Annotated in this window: 12 protein-coding genes; 5 read left to right on the forward strand and 7 right to left on the reverse strand. The window is 64.8% G+C overall.

The window, feature by feature from the left end; translation table 11 throughout:
• The first annotated feature begins 67 nt into the window (after positions 1-67).
• Positions 68-1495: an arabinose isomerase gene (locus HNQ08_RS22220; RefSeq protein WP_184136983.1), complete on the forward strand. Its 1428-nt coding sequence runs from the start codon at positions 68-70 to the stop codon at positions 1493-1495.
• 25 nt (positions 1496-1520) lie between these two features.
• Here the strand turns inward: HNQ08_RS22220 and HNQ08_RS22225 are convergent, their stop codons facing one another.
• Together HNQ08_RS22225 and HNQ08_RS22230 are read right to left on the reverse strand one after the other, a co-directional pair.
• The gene (locus HNQ08_RS22225) at positions 1521-2525 is read right to left on the reverse strand and encodes an alpha/beta fold hydrolase (protein WP_184136985.1); all 1005 of its coding nucleotides are present in this window, start codon (positions 2523-2525) and stop codon (positions 1521-1523) included.
• Positions 2522-3865 (reverse strand): O-acetylhomoserine aminocarboxypropyltransferase/cysteine synthase family protein, encoded by a 1344-nt coding sequence (locus tag HNQ08_RS22230; protein ID WP_184136987.1) that lies wholly within the window; start codon positions 3863-3865, stop codon positions 2522-2524. The genes HNQ08_RS22225 and HNQ08_RS22230 overlap by 4 nt, the downstream gene beginning before the upstream one ends.
• A gap of 516 nt (positions 3866-4381) precedes the next feature.
• Here HNQ08_RS22230 and HNQ08_RS22235 point away from each other — a divergent pair.
• Positions 4382-6439 (forward strand): zinc metalloprotease, encoded by a 2058-nt coding sequence (locus HNQ08_RS22235; RefSeq protein ID WP_184136989.1) that lies wholly within the window; start codon positions 4382-4384, stop codon positions 6437-6439.
• 229 nt (positions 6440-6668) lie between these two features.
• Positions 6669-7130 carry a hypothetical protein gene (locus tag HNQ08_RS22240; RefSeq protein ID WP_184136991.1) on the forward strand — a complete coding sequence of 154 codons (462 nt, stop codon included), beginning with the start codon at positions 6669-6671 and terminating at the stop codon, positions 7128-7130.
• A 23-nt stretch (positions 7131-7153) separates the two neighbouring features.
• Here HNQ08_RS22240 and HNQ08_RS22245 read toward each other — a convergent pair whose 3' ends face one another.
• The 3 genes from HNQ08_RS22245 to HNQ08_RS22255 all read right to left on the reverse strand — a co-directional run bounded on the left by HNQ08_RS22245 (position 7154) and on the right by HNQ08_RS22255 (position 9331).
• Positions 7154-7546: a Fur family transcriptional regulator gene (locus HNQ08_RS22245; RefSeq protein WP_184136993.1), complete on the reverse strand. Its 393-nt coding sequence runs from the start codon at positions 7544-7546 to the stop codon at positions 7154-7156.
• An 82-nt stretch (positions 7547-7628) separates the two neighbouring features.
• A complete protein-coding gene (locus HNQ08_RS22250; protein WP_184136995.1) occupies positions 7629-8372 on the reverse strand; it encodes a hypothetical protein in 744 nt (247 codons plus the stop codon).
• The gene (locus tag HNQ08_RS22255) at positions 8372-9331 is read right to left on the reverse strand and encodes a phage holin family protein (protein ID WP_184136997.1); all 960 of its coding nucleotides are present in this window, start codon (positions 9329-9331) and stop codon (positions 8372-8374) included. The genes HNQ08_RS22250 and HNQ08_RS22255 overlap by 1 nt, the downstream gene beginning before the upstream one ends.
• Positions 9332-9399: 68 nt before the next feature.
• On the opposite strand from HNQ08_RS22255, the gene HNQ08_RS22260 reads away from it, so the two are divergent.
• Both HNQ08_RS22260 and HNQ08_RS22265 read left to right on the forward strand, forming a co-directional pair.
• Positions 9400-10134 carry a class I SAM-dependent methyltransferase gene (locus HNQ08_RS22260; RefSeq protein WP_184137000.1) on the forward strand — a complete coding sequence of 245 codons (735 nt, stop codon included), beginning with the start codon at positions 9400-9402 and terminating at the stop codon, positions 10132-10134.
• A 111-nt stretch (positions 10135-10245) separates the two neighbouring features.
• On the forward strand, positions 10246-11145 hold the full coding sequence (locus HNQ08_RS22265; protein WP_184137002.1) for a phytoene/squalene synthase family protein: 900 nt from the start codon (positions 10246-10248) through the stop codon (positions 11143-11145).
• 70 nt (positions 11146-11215) lie between these two features.
• On the opposite strand, the gene HNQ08_RS22270 is transcribed toward HNQ08_RS22265, so the two are convergent.
• Both HNQ08_RS22270 and HNQ08_RS22275 read right to left on the reverse strand, forming a co-directional pair.
• Entirely contained in the window at positions 11216-12778 is a 1563-nt protein-coding gene (locus HNQ08_RS22270; protein WP_184137005.1) for a bifunctional metallophosphatase/5'-nucleotidase, read from the reverse strand.
• Positions 12779-12914: 136 nt separating this feature from the next.
• The gene (locus HNQ08_RS22275; RefSeq protein WP_184137007.1) at positions 12915-13298 is read right to left on the reverse strand and encodes an Hsp20/alpha crystallin family protein; all 384 of its coding nucleotides are present in this window, start codon (positions 13296-13298) and stop codon (positions 12915-12917) included.
• Between the last annotated feature and the right edge of the window lie 43 nt (positions 13299-13341).

Below are 13341 nucleotides of genomic sequence, written 5' to 3' on the forward strand. Positions count from 1 at the left end.
CGTCCGGCGCCGCCCACATCCATCCCCGGAGTGGGCGGCCGCCTCATCCACTCCCAGCGAGGTCAACATGCCCCACCATTCATTCAAAATCGGCCTCTTTGGCATTGGGCTGGACACCTACTGGCCGCAGTTCGAGGGGCTGGAAGACCGCCTGAAAGGGTATGTGGCGCAGGTCGCCGCCAGACTGGAGCGTCCCGGCGTGGAAGTCGTCAACCTGGGCCTGATCGACTCTCCGCCCAAGGCGCGTGAGGCCGGGCATCAGCTGCGGCAGGCCGACGTGGACATCGTTTTTCTGTACGCCACCACCTACGCGCTGTCATCTACGGTGCTGCCCGCCGTGCAGCGGGCCGGGGTGCCCGTGGTCATCCTGAACCTGCAACCCACCGCCAGCATCGACTACGCGAGTTTTAACGCCCTGGGCGACAGAACAAGGATGACCGGCGAGTGGCTGGCCTACTGCGCCGCCTGCCCGGTGCCGGAAATCGCCAACGTGTTTACCCGCGCGGGCCTCCCCTTCCATCAGGTGACGGGCGTCCTGGAGGGTGATCCGCACGTGTGGCAGGAGGTAGACGGCTGGCTGGCGGCGGCCCGCGTGGCGCACGCTCTGGAGCATGGCCGCCTGGGCGTGATGGGCCGCTACTACAACGGCATGCTCGATATCTACAGCGATCTCACCGCGCAGGCCATCGCTTTCGGGACCCACATTCAGGTGGTGGAACTCGATGAGCTGGCCACCATCCGCCAGGGGGTTGGGGAGGCCGAGACGGCTGGGCGCGTTCAGGAGTTCGGGGAGGAATTTGAAATCCAGCCCGACTGTGCCCCCGAAGAACTGATCCGCGCGGCCCGCACCAGCGTGGCCCTGGACCGCTTCGTGGAACAGCATGCGCTGACCTCGCTGGCCTACTATGCCGAGAGCACGCCCGGCAGTGACAACGAGGACGTGATCAGTTCGGTGATTCTGGGGTGCTCACTGCTCACGGCACGCGGCATTCCAGTGGCCGGGGAATACGAGGTCAAGAACGCCCAGGCCATGAAAATCATGGACAGCTTCGGCGTGGGCGGTTCCTTCACCGAGTTCTACGGGATAGATTTTGCCGACGACGTGGTCCTAATGGGCCATGACGGTCCCGGTCACGTCGGCATCGCGCAGGGCAAAACCAAGGTGCGTCCGCTGGCGGTCTATCACGGCAAGGTGGGCAGCGGCCTCAGCGTGGAAATGTCCGTGCAACATGGTCCTGTGACCCTGCTCTCGGTGGTGGAAGACGGCGGCAGCCTCAAACTGCTGGTGGCCCAAGGAGAGTCGGTGCCTGGCCCTATTCTGGAAATCGGCAATACCAACAGCCGTTATCGGTTTTCCCTGGGGGCTCGCGGTTTTGTTGAGGCCTGGAACGCCCAGGGGCCGGCGCACCATTGCGCGGTGGGCGTGGGGCACATCGCAGACCGCATCCACAAGCTGGGGGCCCTGAAGGGGCTCCGGGTGATTCAGGTGTGTTGACCTCGCTGTCCCCTTCAGGCTCGGTTCAGCCCTGGTGTAGAAACGCCCCCACCCGCACCGGCAGGTCGCCGGAGTCCATTAGAAATGCGTCGTGACCGTGAATGCTGTCCAGTTCCCAGTAGGTGGCGTTCGGAACCGCAGCGGCTCCGGCGCGGACCTCGGCTGCCGGGTACAACACGTCGCTGGAGATGCCGACGGCCAGTACCGGCACCCGGATGGCGGCCAGTTCGGCGTCGTTCGGCTGAAAGCCATCCATTGCGGCGGTCAGGGTCAGGTAGCTGCGCTCGCAGAAGCGGGCCAGCAGTTTCTCGCCCTGGTATTCCAGGTAGGACGTTACGGCGTGAACCCCCGGTCTGCGCTGTCCCACCTGCGTCTGAGCCAGACTTTGCGGGCTGCGGTACGACAGCATGGCGACCATCCGTGCGACTTTCAGCCCCTCGCCGCCGGGGGCCGCGCGGATGGCCGCGCGGGCAGCGCTGTTCAGCCCGACGGCCCACGGTGAGTGGCGCACCGGTGCACCGATCACCACCGCGCGCGCGACCAGATCGGGGCATTCCAACAGCCAGGCATAGGCCAGCAGTCCGCCCATGCTCGCGCCGATCACGCGGACCCGCCGCACGCCCAGGTGTTCCAGCAGTGCCCGGCCCACGCGGGCCATGTCGCGCAGGGAGATGGGCAGGTCGCCCAGTTCCGACGGACCATCGGTGCCTGCGCAGCCGCCAAGCACGTTGGCGCAGACGATGTAAGCCTGGGTGGGGTCGAGGGGCCGCCCCGCGCCCAGAAAATCTGGCCACCACTCATGGACGGCGCTGTTGCCGGTCAGGGCATGCAGCACCAGCGTGGCTTCCTCCCGCGCCTCGCCGTAGGTGTGGTAGGCCACCCGCACGTCCAGCAGGGGCTGTCCACAGTCCAGTAGCAGCGGCGAGGTGCGGAACAGCGTGACCGTCCTGCGCTTCCGGTCATCGGCTGAACATCGCTCGTCTTCCTGGGGCAATGGCAGGGGAGACGGGGTGCGGGACAGGGCGGTCATGCTTCCTCCTTCTCGGCGCCCTCCTGCGGCGCTTCCACCAGTGCGGCGGCCAGCGCCTGCGCGAAATCCTCGCGGATGTCGTCGATGTGCTCGATGCCCAGCGATACGCGGACCAGACCCGGCGTGACCCCAGCGGCGGTCTGCGCCTCCACGTCCAGCTGACTGTGGGTGGTGCTGGCCGGGTGGATGACCAGCGTGCGGGTATCGCCCACGTTGGCGACGTGCTGCGCGAGTTGCACGCTGCGGATAAAAGCCTCGCCCGCCTCACGTCCGCCGGCCAGCTCGAAGGTCAGGACGCCGCCTGCGCCGCGCGGCAGATAGTGCTGGGCCCGGTCAAAGTGCTTGTGATTGCTCAGGCCGGGGTACGTGACGCGGGTCACGTCGGGGTGGCCCGAGAGCCACTGCGCCAGCGCCAGCGCGTTGTGCGCCTGCCGCTCGGCCCGCAAGGAAAGCGTTTCCAGTCCCTGAATGAACTGCCACGCCTGCTGCGGGGCCAGCGTGGTGCCCAGATCGCGCAGCCCCTCGGTGCGGGCGCGGGTAATGAAAGCGACGTTGGGCAGCCCTAGCGGGTTGCCCTCGCCGAACGTCTCCCAGAAATTCAGGCCGTGATAGCTGGGGCTGGGCTCTGTCATCAGCGGATAGCGCCCGTTGCCCCAGTCGAAGTTGCCCCCGTCCACGATGATCCCGCCAATGCCGTTGCCATGCCCACCGATCCATTTGCTGGCCGATTCCACGATCACGTTCGCGCCGTGCTTCAGGGGTTGGCAGTAGTACCCGCCCGCGCCGAAGGTATTGTCCACGAACACCGCCACGCCGTGCGCGTGCGCGGCGGCCGCAATGGCCTCAAAATCGGGGATGTTCAGCGCCGGGTTGCCGACGGTTTCAAAGTACACGGCGCGGGTCCTGTCGTCGATCAGGGCGGCGAACTCCTCGGGGCGTTCGTCCTTCCCGGTAAACCTGACTTCTATTCCCAGCCGCTTGAGGGTCACGCGAAACTGATTGACCGTGCCGCCGTAAAGGTTGGGTGAGGAGACGATGTTGTCCCCGGCCTGCGCCACGTTCAGGAGCGCCACAAGCTGTGCGGCGTGTCCGCTGGCCACCGAGAGCGCTCCCACACCGCCCTCGAGCGCCGCAATCCGTTCTTCCAGCACGGCGTTGGTGGGGTTCATGATCCGGCTGTAGATGTTACCGAATGCCCGCAGGCCAAACAGATCGGCGGCGTGCTGCGGCGACTCGAATACGTAGCTGTTGGTGGGGTAGATCGGCACGGCCTGCGCGCCCGTGGCAGGGTCCGGTTTCTGTCCAGCGTGAACTTGCAGGGTCTCGAATTTCTGTGGCATGGGGTGGCCTCCCGTTGGGGACAGGTGGGGGCCGCTGCTGAAAAAAAGCGCGACGCCCCTCTCGTGTGGTGATGAGAAGGGGCGAATATCGTCATCCGCGTGACCTTCCCGCTTGGTCCCGCCCGGCGGCAGCGCTCATCGTTGAGCTGCGGATCCGGGGGGGCTGGCCTTGGCACCGTGACGCGATGGGGTCCGGTTGCCGCGCCGTCGACGAGCCAGGTCTCTCGGGCGCTCTGAAGTGGGTGGCTCCACGCGGGAGCTGGGCAAAGGTTAGCGACCCGCCCGGGGCAGAGTCAAGGTAGGTCAGTAGACAGGATGAGGGCGCACCTTCCCGTCCTAATTCAGATGAAAGATGCCTAAAGAGATGAGAAAAGGCTTCTCAGCCTGTTCGTTGCCGGACGAAGATTACACTTTCATCTGTCTACGCTCGACAACGTTTGCTGATGCTTGCCGCCTGGCACGGCATCTCCGTCCCTTCCTGTCTACAGCGTGAAGGTCCATTGCCCAAGGAGTCCTATGAAGAAAAGAACGCTCGGTGCCTTTGCCCTCAGCCTGTCCCTGCTGGCCGCCTGTGGGGAGAACTCTCCTGCCCCTCAGCCTGGGCCACAACCGGGCACGCCCACCGGTTTTGACAGCCTCAAGCTCCTGAAACCCGGACAGCAGGCCACCATCCGCACCAAGCTCAAGGTCAATATCGTCTTCGTGGGTTACCGCCAGACCGGGCCAGGACAGGTTGCCACGGCGCGCCAGGTAAATACGGGCGACTTCAACGAGATCCTGCCCAAAACATACGAGGCGATTGCGCGCATTCCCAGTGCCTATGGTCGTGTTGAACCCACCGGCAATGCCTTCGATTACCAGTACAACTATGTCTTCGCCGACAAGGCGTTTGAAGACAGCTTTTTTGACTATCTGGGTAAGAACGGCAAGGACGCGCCCGTCACGGTATATCAGCAACTGTACAACTGCCAGAATGACGTGGACCCGGAGACTGGCAATCCTACCTGCACGACGCCCGCACCCAATATCAACCGCGTCATCGACAGTAACTATGAGATCGATGCCTTGAAGACCGAAAACTGGCTGGCTGACAATGTGGCGCGGGTCGGCGTTAAACCTGGCGAGTACACCATCTTCATGGTGAACTGGTTTGACCGTCCCGACTTCAAGCTCCACAGCTACACCCGGACGGATGCTGCCGACACTGACACGGGCGCAAAATTTGGCGAAAGGGCCAGCCGCCGCCTGATCGCCTGGGGCGGCAGCGTGGTTCCACAGAAGCCGGCGCAGCGCGTGTGGTTCTATGACCTGTCAGCCAATCCCGATGTCTGGACCAATGGCTACGACGTGACCAATCCTGACGTGGACGGCGACGGCGAGGCCGACTACCGCATGCCGCCCATCTGGGAATACGGCACCCGCAAGGCCAGTCTGGGCTACGGCCGCAAGGTCAGCCCTGATCTGGCGCTGGTGACGCGTTACGTTGCGTTGAACCTGCTCTTTACCCCCAGTCCGATTTACCGCGCGGCCCTCACGCCGCCGCAAATGCCTGAAGAAATCGATTTGGACGTACATGTCGAGCAGGGCGCGGGGGCCGTTGGGCAGGACAAAGTTTTCAAGGCTGACCTGGCCCAGAGTCGGATTGCGCCGCTCCAGCCGTTCACCAAATTTACTAACAAAGTCAAGCCGACTCCCCTGGACGGCAGTCTGGCCGACGTGTACAAGTGCTTCTTTGCCGATCCCAGCAAGCCCGACGACATCTGCTCCCCGGAGTATGCGGACGCGACGGGTGAGAAGCTCTTCCAATTCAGCGTGAAGGAACTGCGCCAGGCGTATGCCACCACCCCGGCCAACAAGTATCTGTTGCCCATCTATCTCTTTAACGACCAGGCCAACACCCAGCCGGGCCTGCTGGGAATCGCTTACGACGACGGCGAGACCGGCACCCAGAGCTTCGTGTATTCCTTCCTGACCCCGGCCCTGAATAAGGCGGGTTACGGCTTTACCGACACCAGTGTCCATGAAACCGGTCACCACCTGAGCCTGTCCCACCCGCACGACGGCTATGACAGCGAGCAGAATCTCTCTTACGGCCCCGGCGGCGATTTCCTGTTCGTCAACGTGGGGGACGAGAGCGCCACCATCATGTCCTACAACGATCTGTCGCGCGATTTTGGGCAATTTAATTTGGACAGCCAGTACCGTTACCTGAGCGCCGCGTACCTGAACAACGCTAATGCCATTCTGGAACTGGGCCGCCGGGCGGACAAGGAAGGGGCCATGACCGCCGCCGCCGTCAGTGCTGACGCCCTGTTTGCCCAGGCACAGAGCAGCTACGACGCCCTGAACTATCTGGACGCGGCGAGTAAGGCTCACGCGGGCTACCGTGCTGTGCTGGACGCCGCCAAGGCGTCAGGTGTGGCAGTGCAGCCTTACAAGTGGTACCAGAACCTCAACGGTCTGTCCGTGGGCCAGGGCAAGGCTGCCTACAGCCGCACTTTCCTGCCCCAGAAGGGTGCTGTTGTCTTCCCGGAAGAGAACACATTCCAGCGCAGCAAGCGTCTGGGTCGCTGAATCTCGGGAACGTCTAAACACCGCGCGAAAAGTGGGGGACACGCCGTTCAGGCTGTCCCCCACTTTTCGCGTTCAGGGGCGCGTCATGCAGGGCCGTTAAGGTAGGACCATGAATCGCCTGACCGCGCGCCTGGCACTTGCACTTTTGCTATTGAGCAGTCTGGCCGTCGTCGGGGAAGCGGGCGCCAGACCGCCAGTGCCCCAGCAGCGTGCGGGGGGAGGGAGCAGCATGAATGCCAGAGTCGTCCAGGACGTGCGGCCCACGCTGGACGTGATGATCACGGTGCGGCTCCTTGCAGAGTTGCTGGACCGGCATCAGATTGTGTTGGACGCCACGGCCAGCCGGGAACTGAGTGACCTATTGCGCCCGCTGATCACCGCAAAGGCCTTGCGCCCCACCGAGGCCGCTGCGCTGGATAGCGCCGTACGGCTAGCTCTGGCTCCCTCGCAGCTCCTAGCTTTGACACAGGCTCGCGCGGCGCTGGAAGCCAGGGCGCAGGCATTCATGGCCCGTGCCCGCTTTGCTGCGCCGGATGGGCCTCTCAATCGCACCCTGATCCGTTATGGGCTGATGGTTCCTGGCGGTCAGGCCACGGTCAATCTGTTGCTGGGAACACAGCTTAACCCGTTTACTCAGGCCGGAGGAAATGCCGATCTGCTGGTCCAGCTCCTGTCGCTGCTGGATACCTGAGCCCAAGGCCAGACTGCTGTGGTTCAGTCGCCCCGGTTGCCCGCGCACTCCGGGCACTGTCCGTACAGCGTCACCTCATGTGCCTCCACCACGAAACCGCCCGGGTAGACGGTGCCGCTGGGGAGCGCGACGGGACAGGTGTGCAGCGTGAACACGCGCCCGCAATGGGTGCAGGAAAAATGGTGGTGGTGGCCCTTGCCACTCGCCTCGTAGCGGGTCTCGCCGTCGAGCGTGACCGGGTGGATGCGGCCCTGTTCAGTTAACAGTTTCAGCGTACGGTACACGGTGGCAATGCCCAGTCCCGGCAGATCGTCCTGCGCCCGCTCGAAGACCTCAGTGACCGCCAGCGGTCCCGGCGCACGGCCGAGTACCTGGGCGATCACATCGCGCTGACGGGTACTGCGGGTGCCGGTCATGGCACCGAGGCTAGCAGAAGCGGTCAGCCCAGATCAAAAAACAGCCCACCATTGTGCGGTGGGCTGTGAACTGCAGATAAGCTCAGCGCAGGTTGGGGTTGTTCTTCTCGTCCGGGGCGATCACGCTGCCCTGGGCCTTGGCCTCTACCACGCTCTTGGGGGTGGGCACGACGCCGGGATGTTCGTGGCTGGCCGCGATGGGCGGCGCGCTGCCCACGGCGCTGGCCTGATCGTTGTAGCTCTCGGCCTGTCCAGTGGGCATAGGCTTCAGGAACGAGGCCGTCGCGCTGGCATTTGTAGACGCCGTGCCCATCGGCTTCGGGCCGCTGCCAGACATGGCGGTCGGAGCACTGCTCTTGCCCAGCGACGGACCAGCCGACGAACGGTCCTTTGCCCCGGATGGTGCAGTTTTGGACTTGGGCTCTTCCCCGGCCTTCTCCAGCAGGTTATTGGCCATCTCCTCAAGCTTGGGGGCCAGGACGCGGTCCGAGAGGGTTCTGATCGCCAGGGTGCCCAGAGTGGCGAGCAGGGCGCCGCCCACGTTCCCCCCGCCCTTCTGGGATTTCTGGGCCTTGACGAGTTCCTTCTGGTACTTGACGGGACTTCCCGCATCCACGTAAACCTTTTTCGTGCGCTTGAACTGTGTGCCGATCAGCAGGCCGAGCACCGCACCCACAGCGGAGGCACCGCCGAGCATCTTGACCGGCTCCTTCTGCATCTGTACCTGCAGGTTTGCGCGCTCGGCCAGCACGTCCAGGCTTTCTTTCAACCGCTCACGCGCCACCTCGCGTTCGGTCAGGTTGGACTTGAAGTTGGAGTCGGCCATCAGGACTCACCTCCGCCCTTCTTGATGTCTTCCTGGTAGGTGGGCGTGGTGCTGACACTGATGCCGGGAGCGTCGTTCAGCACCACAGGCCCTTGCAGGTGGGGGTCATGGTGCTTATCGGTCCGCACGCCTGGCTCAGCGTGATTGGCACTGGGCACCTCGCCCTTGTCCAGCTTCTGGTTCAGAGACCCACCGTACATTCTGGGGGAGCCGTCCGATTCACTCTCGTAGACCGGGACGGTGGAGGTGCCGCCCTCAACGCGCACGGTGGCCTGCCGGCCATCATCGCTGACGTAGCGGTTTTCGCCGCTGGCGTATTGGCCTGGATCACGGGGCACTTCCACCGAGGTCCGGCTGGCCGGCTGGCGAGAATCCTGCTCCCTGGTCTGCTGCCCCGACACGCCCGTGCCGGCGCTGGCCCCAACTGCCGCCAAACCGGCGGTGCCGCGCGGTTTGGCGCTGGATGAGACGACCACGGTGCTGGTCGGGGTGCCTGTGGGAACGTGACTCTGTGCCGACGCTGCCTGGGCGGCGCGGCGTTCGCGGGCGGCCTTCTCGGCCTGCTCCGCCTGATACTGGGCCTCAAGGCGCTCGTCCTCGCTCATGGCTTCAAAGCTCTTGGCGCGGGGTTCATCGGTCTCTACCTCGGCCCCCAGCTTGCGAATGCCCAGCAGGATCATCACGCCCGTTACCACGAAGCTGAACAGCGCGATCAGCAGCGCGGCGGCCCAGGCCCCCAGGCCCAGGCGGATCAGACCGTAGAACACGAACAGAATCAGGAAGATCAGCGCCAGCACCAGCGGTCCGGTGGCGGCCAGCAGCAGCACCACGCCAAGGCCCTTGGCTTTGGCGATGTCGCTGAACTTCTTGACCAGCGCGTTGATCTCAGATTTAACGAGGGTCACGCCGGCATCGAACACGTCGACGATGGCCCCTCCCATACTCTTGCGTTCTTCCATCATTCCCTCCGGGGAGCGGCCCCACGCCCAGGCAGCGTGAACAGACAGGCCAGATATCGCCCAGCATAATGACTTCTGTGACCCGAAAGCCCCAGATGCAAGGAAATCTGAACCCTGCCCCGCCACAGGGGCCGACGCTGAGCCTTGCCCAGCACAGCAATATGCTGGAGCTGACCGCGCGTGCGTATGCGCTGTGGCGTGCACGATCTCTGGGCGTGCTCAGCGGCGGGCCCTTCAGTCTGGAGCGCGAGGCCCGGCTGTTCCGGGCGCTGTGTCAGCCGCAGGCCGACGAGACGTGGCTGGACGCCGGCACCAGCGCGGGCTTTTACGCTGGTGTGCTGGCAGAGGCGGGGTGCCGGGTGCTGGCCGCCGACCTGAGCCCCCCGATGTTGCGCGAGGGCCAGCGGCGCGAGCAAAGTCCCCGGATCGACTGGGCACTGTTAAATCTGGAGGACAGTGGCCTGCCGTCGGGGGGGTTCAACGGCGTGACTGTGGGCGCGACCCTGAACGAGACGCAGGACCCGGCCCGCTTTCTGCATGAGCTGGCCCGGGTCCTGCGGCCTGGCGGTCAGCTGTGGCTGATGTACGTGCCGCGCACTGGCGGACCGCTCCAGGGTCTTCTCTCGAAACCCGCGCTGGGCGGTCTGAACTTTCCAGATCCAGCCTGGGTGGGGCGGCACCTGCCCGGAATGACGCTGACCGACGGCCTGGAGGTCGGCGCGGTGAGATTCGGGCGCTACGTCAAGGACAGCGGCCCGTCCAGCGCTGCGCCGCCCCGCCCCGAGTCAACAAGCGAAGTGTAAAGCCCCACCTTGCCTACGGTGCTCTCATGTGTCTCCGGCGGTCACGAGTCTGTAAGAATGTGGGAGGTCTGCCCCTTCAAGACGCCCTAGACTCCGCCACAAGGATTTTCCATGACCAATGCGTCCCTGCCCTCCTCCCATACCCCCACTGCCCTGGCGCAGGCGGTGGCCCATTGCCGGGAGGTGACGCGGGACCACAGCAAGACCTTTTACCTGGGCTCACGTTTGTTCCCGCTCCGGCAACGGCAGGCGGTCTGGGCGGTGTACGCCGCCTGCCGGAGCGGGGACGATATCGCCGACGAAACGCTGATCGGCAACGCCGCGACGGAATTGGACAGCTGGTGGGGCCGTGTCCAGCAGGCGTTTGCCGGACGGCCTGGACCTGACCCGGTGGACACCGCGCTGGCCTGGGCCACCCGCACCTACCCGATTCCCCTGTCGGCCTTTGAGGAATTGCATGAGGGTCTGCGGATGGATCTGAACGAGCACGTCTACCGCGACATGGACGATCTGACGCTGTACTGTCGCCGGGTGGCGGGCGTGATTGGATTCATGATTGCTCCCGTCAGCGGTTATCACGGTGGCGAGCAGACACTCCACCACGCCTTGATGCTGGGCCAGGCCATGCAACTGACCAACATTCTGCGCGACGTGGGCGAGGACCTGACGCGCGGCCGGGTCTACCTGCCCCAGAGTCTGCTCGACGAATACGGCGTCAGTCGCGCCACCCTGGAACGTGGTCAGGTCACGCCCGAGTACCGCGCCCTGATGGCCCACCTGTGTGGTCTGGCCCGCGACTGGTACGCCGAGGGCCGCGCTGGGATTCCCTGCCTGCACGGCAGCGCCCGCCTGGCCGTCGCTACTGCCGCCCGCGCCTATGAGGGGATCCTGGACGATCTGGAACGCGCCGGATACGATAATTTCCGTCGCCGCGCCTACGTCAGCGGCACCCGCAAGCTGCTGATGTTGCCCCGAGCATGGTGGGAATTGCGGGGCGCAGTGGGTGGATAGACGCGGCTGAGCTCCATATCAGAGGCCCCCTCCGCTGTCTCTGGTGGAAGGGGCCTTGTGAGTTCAGGTCTTACTTGGGTTCGTTCTGCACCACGATGCGGCCTTCCGGCTCGGCGATCAGGTCGGGATTGGCCTTAAGGTAGTTCACCAGGACGTCAATATCGAGCGTGCCGGTGTCCAGACGCGGCGCGCCCTCGAAGGCGGTGAAGCCGTCGCCGCCGCTCGCCGTGAAGTTGTTGGTGGCCACCTTGTAGGTCTTGGCGTCGTCCAGCGGCTGACCGTTCAGGGTCACGGCGGTCACGCGGCTGCCCGCTGGCTTGGACAGGTCGAAGGTGTAGCTCATGCCCTTGGAGACGTGCAGGAACTGGCCCTTGTTCTCGCTCCAGGTGGCGACGCCATGCTCCAGCGCCTGACGGATCTTCGCTCCAGTCAGGTCCACGACGGTCAGGGTGTTGCCGAACGGCTGCACGGTGATGGCCTCGTCGAAGGTGATCGGCCCGGCGTCGATGCTGGCGCGCACGCCCCCGCCGTTGACCAGCGCCAGATCTGCGCCCGCCCGCTGGGCGGCGGCCAGGGCAGCGTCGGCCAGCACGTTCGCCATGCCACTCTCGCGCTTGCGGACCAGTTCACGGCTGCCGTTCAGGCCTTGGGGCGCGTTGCCCACCACCTGACGGCGCAGGGCAGCAATCGGCACAGTCAGGGTATTGACCATGCGCTTGGCGGTGTCGTCCTCGGCGATGTCGGCAGACACCGGAATGGGGTTGCCCTCCCAGGACTGCACGGCCCCGGCGTCGTCGAACTTGACCTGAATGCGGCCCAGCACCTTGCCCCATTCCCAGGAGGCGACCAGTAGGGTTTTGTTGCCGTCCGGGTTGTTGACGACGGTGGGGTATGGTCCCTCGCTGGCTGGGAAATCCTTGTTGTCAAAGGTACCCAGCAGCGTGTGCGAGTGGCCGCCGACGATCACGTCCAGGCCCGACACCTTCGCCGCGACCTCCTGCTCCAGCGTGTAACCCAGGTGCGAGACCAGGAAGATCTTGTTGATGCCCTGGCCCCTCAGCGCGTCCACGCTGGCCTGGATGCTGTTCATCACGTCCAGCATCTTGACGTTCTCGCCGGGGCTGCTGATCAGCGGCAGATCGGGGGTCACGGCGCCCACCACACCGACCTTCTCGCCGCCCACGCTGAGGATGGCGTAGGGCTTGATGCGGTCCTTGAGCAGCGGTTCAGCGCTGACGTCGATGTTTGCTGCCAGAACTGGGAAGGTGGCCTTGTCCACGAACTTCGCCAGGGCCGCCGGGCCATCGTCGAACTCGTGATTGCCCACGGCCATCGCCTGATAGCCCTGGTAGTTCATGAACAGCACGTCGGCCAGACCCTTGTAGACGTTGTAGAACAGCGTTCCCTGGAAGGTATCGCCGCCCGACAGGATCAGCGGATTGGTGTCCTGCGCGGCGAACTGCTTGATCAGCGTGGTCTGCCGGGTGTAACCGCCGTACATACCCTCGCCGATCTTGGTGGGCTCCAGGTGGCCGTGCAGGTCGTCGGTGTGCAGGACGGTAATCGTGACGGGTGCGGCGGACGCCGTCCCCAGCAGGGCGGCGCTCAGGAGAACGGACCGAGTGAATTTCATAAGGCGTCCATTTTACCGCATGGCCCAACCTGTCAGCCCAGCCCGGATATGGGGTGGACAGGGCTGATGCATGGGCAAACGGCCCCTGACTGCGGGTAGCGCCGCTCTGCTTTCCTGGCGTTTTCGTCCGAAATGTCTACCCGGGGCGCACACCGACATCAATGGTGGGGTGCTTTTTCTGAAAACGCACGGTCAAGACACCCCCCGCCAGATGCGCTTCCCCCGTCTGCGGCAGCACCTCGCGCGGGAAGGTCAGTACGCGTCGGAAGATCCCGGAAGCCCGTTCGGCGCTCAACAAGCCTTCCGGAGCGGTGCGCTCCCCGGCCACGGTCAGCATGCCGTCCTCCTCGTGCATCTCCAGCCGCTCCGGAGAGATACCCGGCACGTCCAGATACAGCGTGAGGTGGGCGTCCTCATCAGCCCAGTCGGCGGCGGGAATCCAGGGCCCGGCCCCGAGGGTCTCCACCTCCTCGCGCAGGGTCATCAGGTGTTGCAGGCGGGCCAGCACCGGCTCATTCATGCTGCCCACGCTAGCACCGCGCCGCCTGGGAGACCAGCGCCTA

Origin of the sequence: Deinococcus humi (genome assembly GCF_014201875.1) — a bacterium.
Classification (GTDB): domain Bacteria; phylum Deinococcota; class Deinococci; order Deinococcales; family Deinococcaceae; genus Deinococcus; species Deinococcus humi.

Coding starts and splice junctions, on each gene's coding strand:
- HNQ08_RS22275 (WP_184137007.1), bottom strand. CDS start 13,298: ATGAATGAGCCGGTGCTGGCCCGCCTGCAACACCTGATGACCCTGCGC.
- HNQ08_RS22230 (WP_184136987.1), bottom strand. CDS start 3,865: ATGCCACAGAAATTCGAGACCCTGCAAGTTCACGCTGGACAGAAACCG.
- HNQ08_RS22235 (WP_184136989.1), top strand. CDS start 4,382: ATGAAGAAAAGAACGCTCGGTGCCTTTGCCCTCAGCCTGTCCCTGCTG.
- HNQ08_RS22265 (WP_184137002.1), top strand. CDS start 10,246: ATGACCAATGCGTCCCTGCCCTCCTCCCATACCCCCACTGCCCTGGCG.
- HNQ08_RS22225 (WP_184136985.1), bottom strand. CDS start 2,525: ATGACCGCCCTGTCCCGCACCCCGTCTCCCCTGCCATTGCCCCAGGAA.
- HNQ08_RS22260 (WP_184137000.1), top strand. CDS start 9,400: ATGACTTCTGTGACCCGAAAGCCCCAGATGCAAGGAAATCTGAACCCT.
- HNQ08_RS22255 (WP_184136997.1), bottom strand. CDS start 9,331: ATGGAAGAACGCAAGAGTATGGGAGGGGCCATCGTCGACGTGTTCGAT.
- HNQ08_RS22220 (WP_184136983.1), top strand. CDS start 68: ATGCCCCACCATTCATTCAAAATCGGCCTCTTTGGCATTGGGCTGGAC.
- HNQ08_RS22240 (WP_184136991.1), top strand. CDS start 6,669: ATGAATGCCAGAGTCGTCCAGGACGTGCGGCCCACGCTGGACGTGATG.
- HNQ08_RS22250 (WP_184136995.1), bottom strand. CDS start 8,372: ATGGCCGACTCCAACTTCAAGTCCAACCTGACCGAACGCGAGGTGGCG.
- HNQ08_RS22245 (WP_184136993.1), bottom strand. CDS start 7,546: ATGACCGGCACCCGCAGTACCCGTCAGCGCGATGTGATCGCCCAGGTA.
- HNQ08_RS22270 (WP_184137005.1), bottom strand. CDS start 12,778: ATGAAATTCACTCGGTCCGTTCTCCTGAGCGCCGCCCTGCTGGGGACG.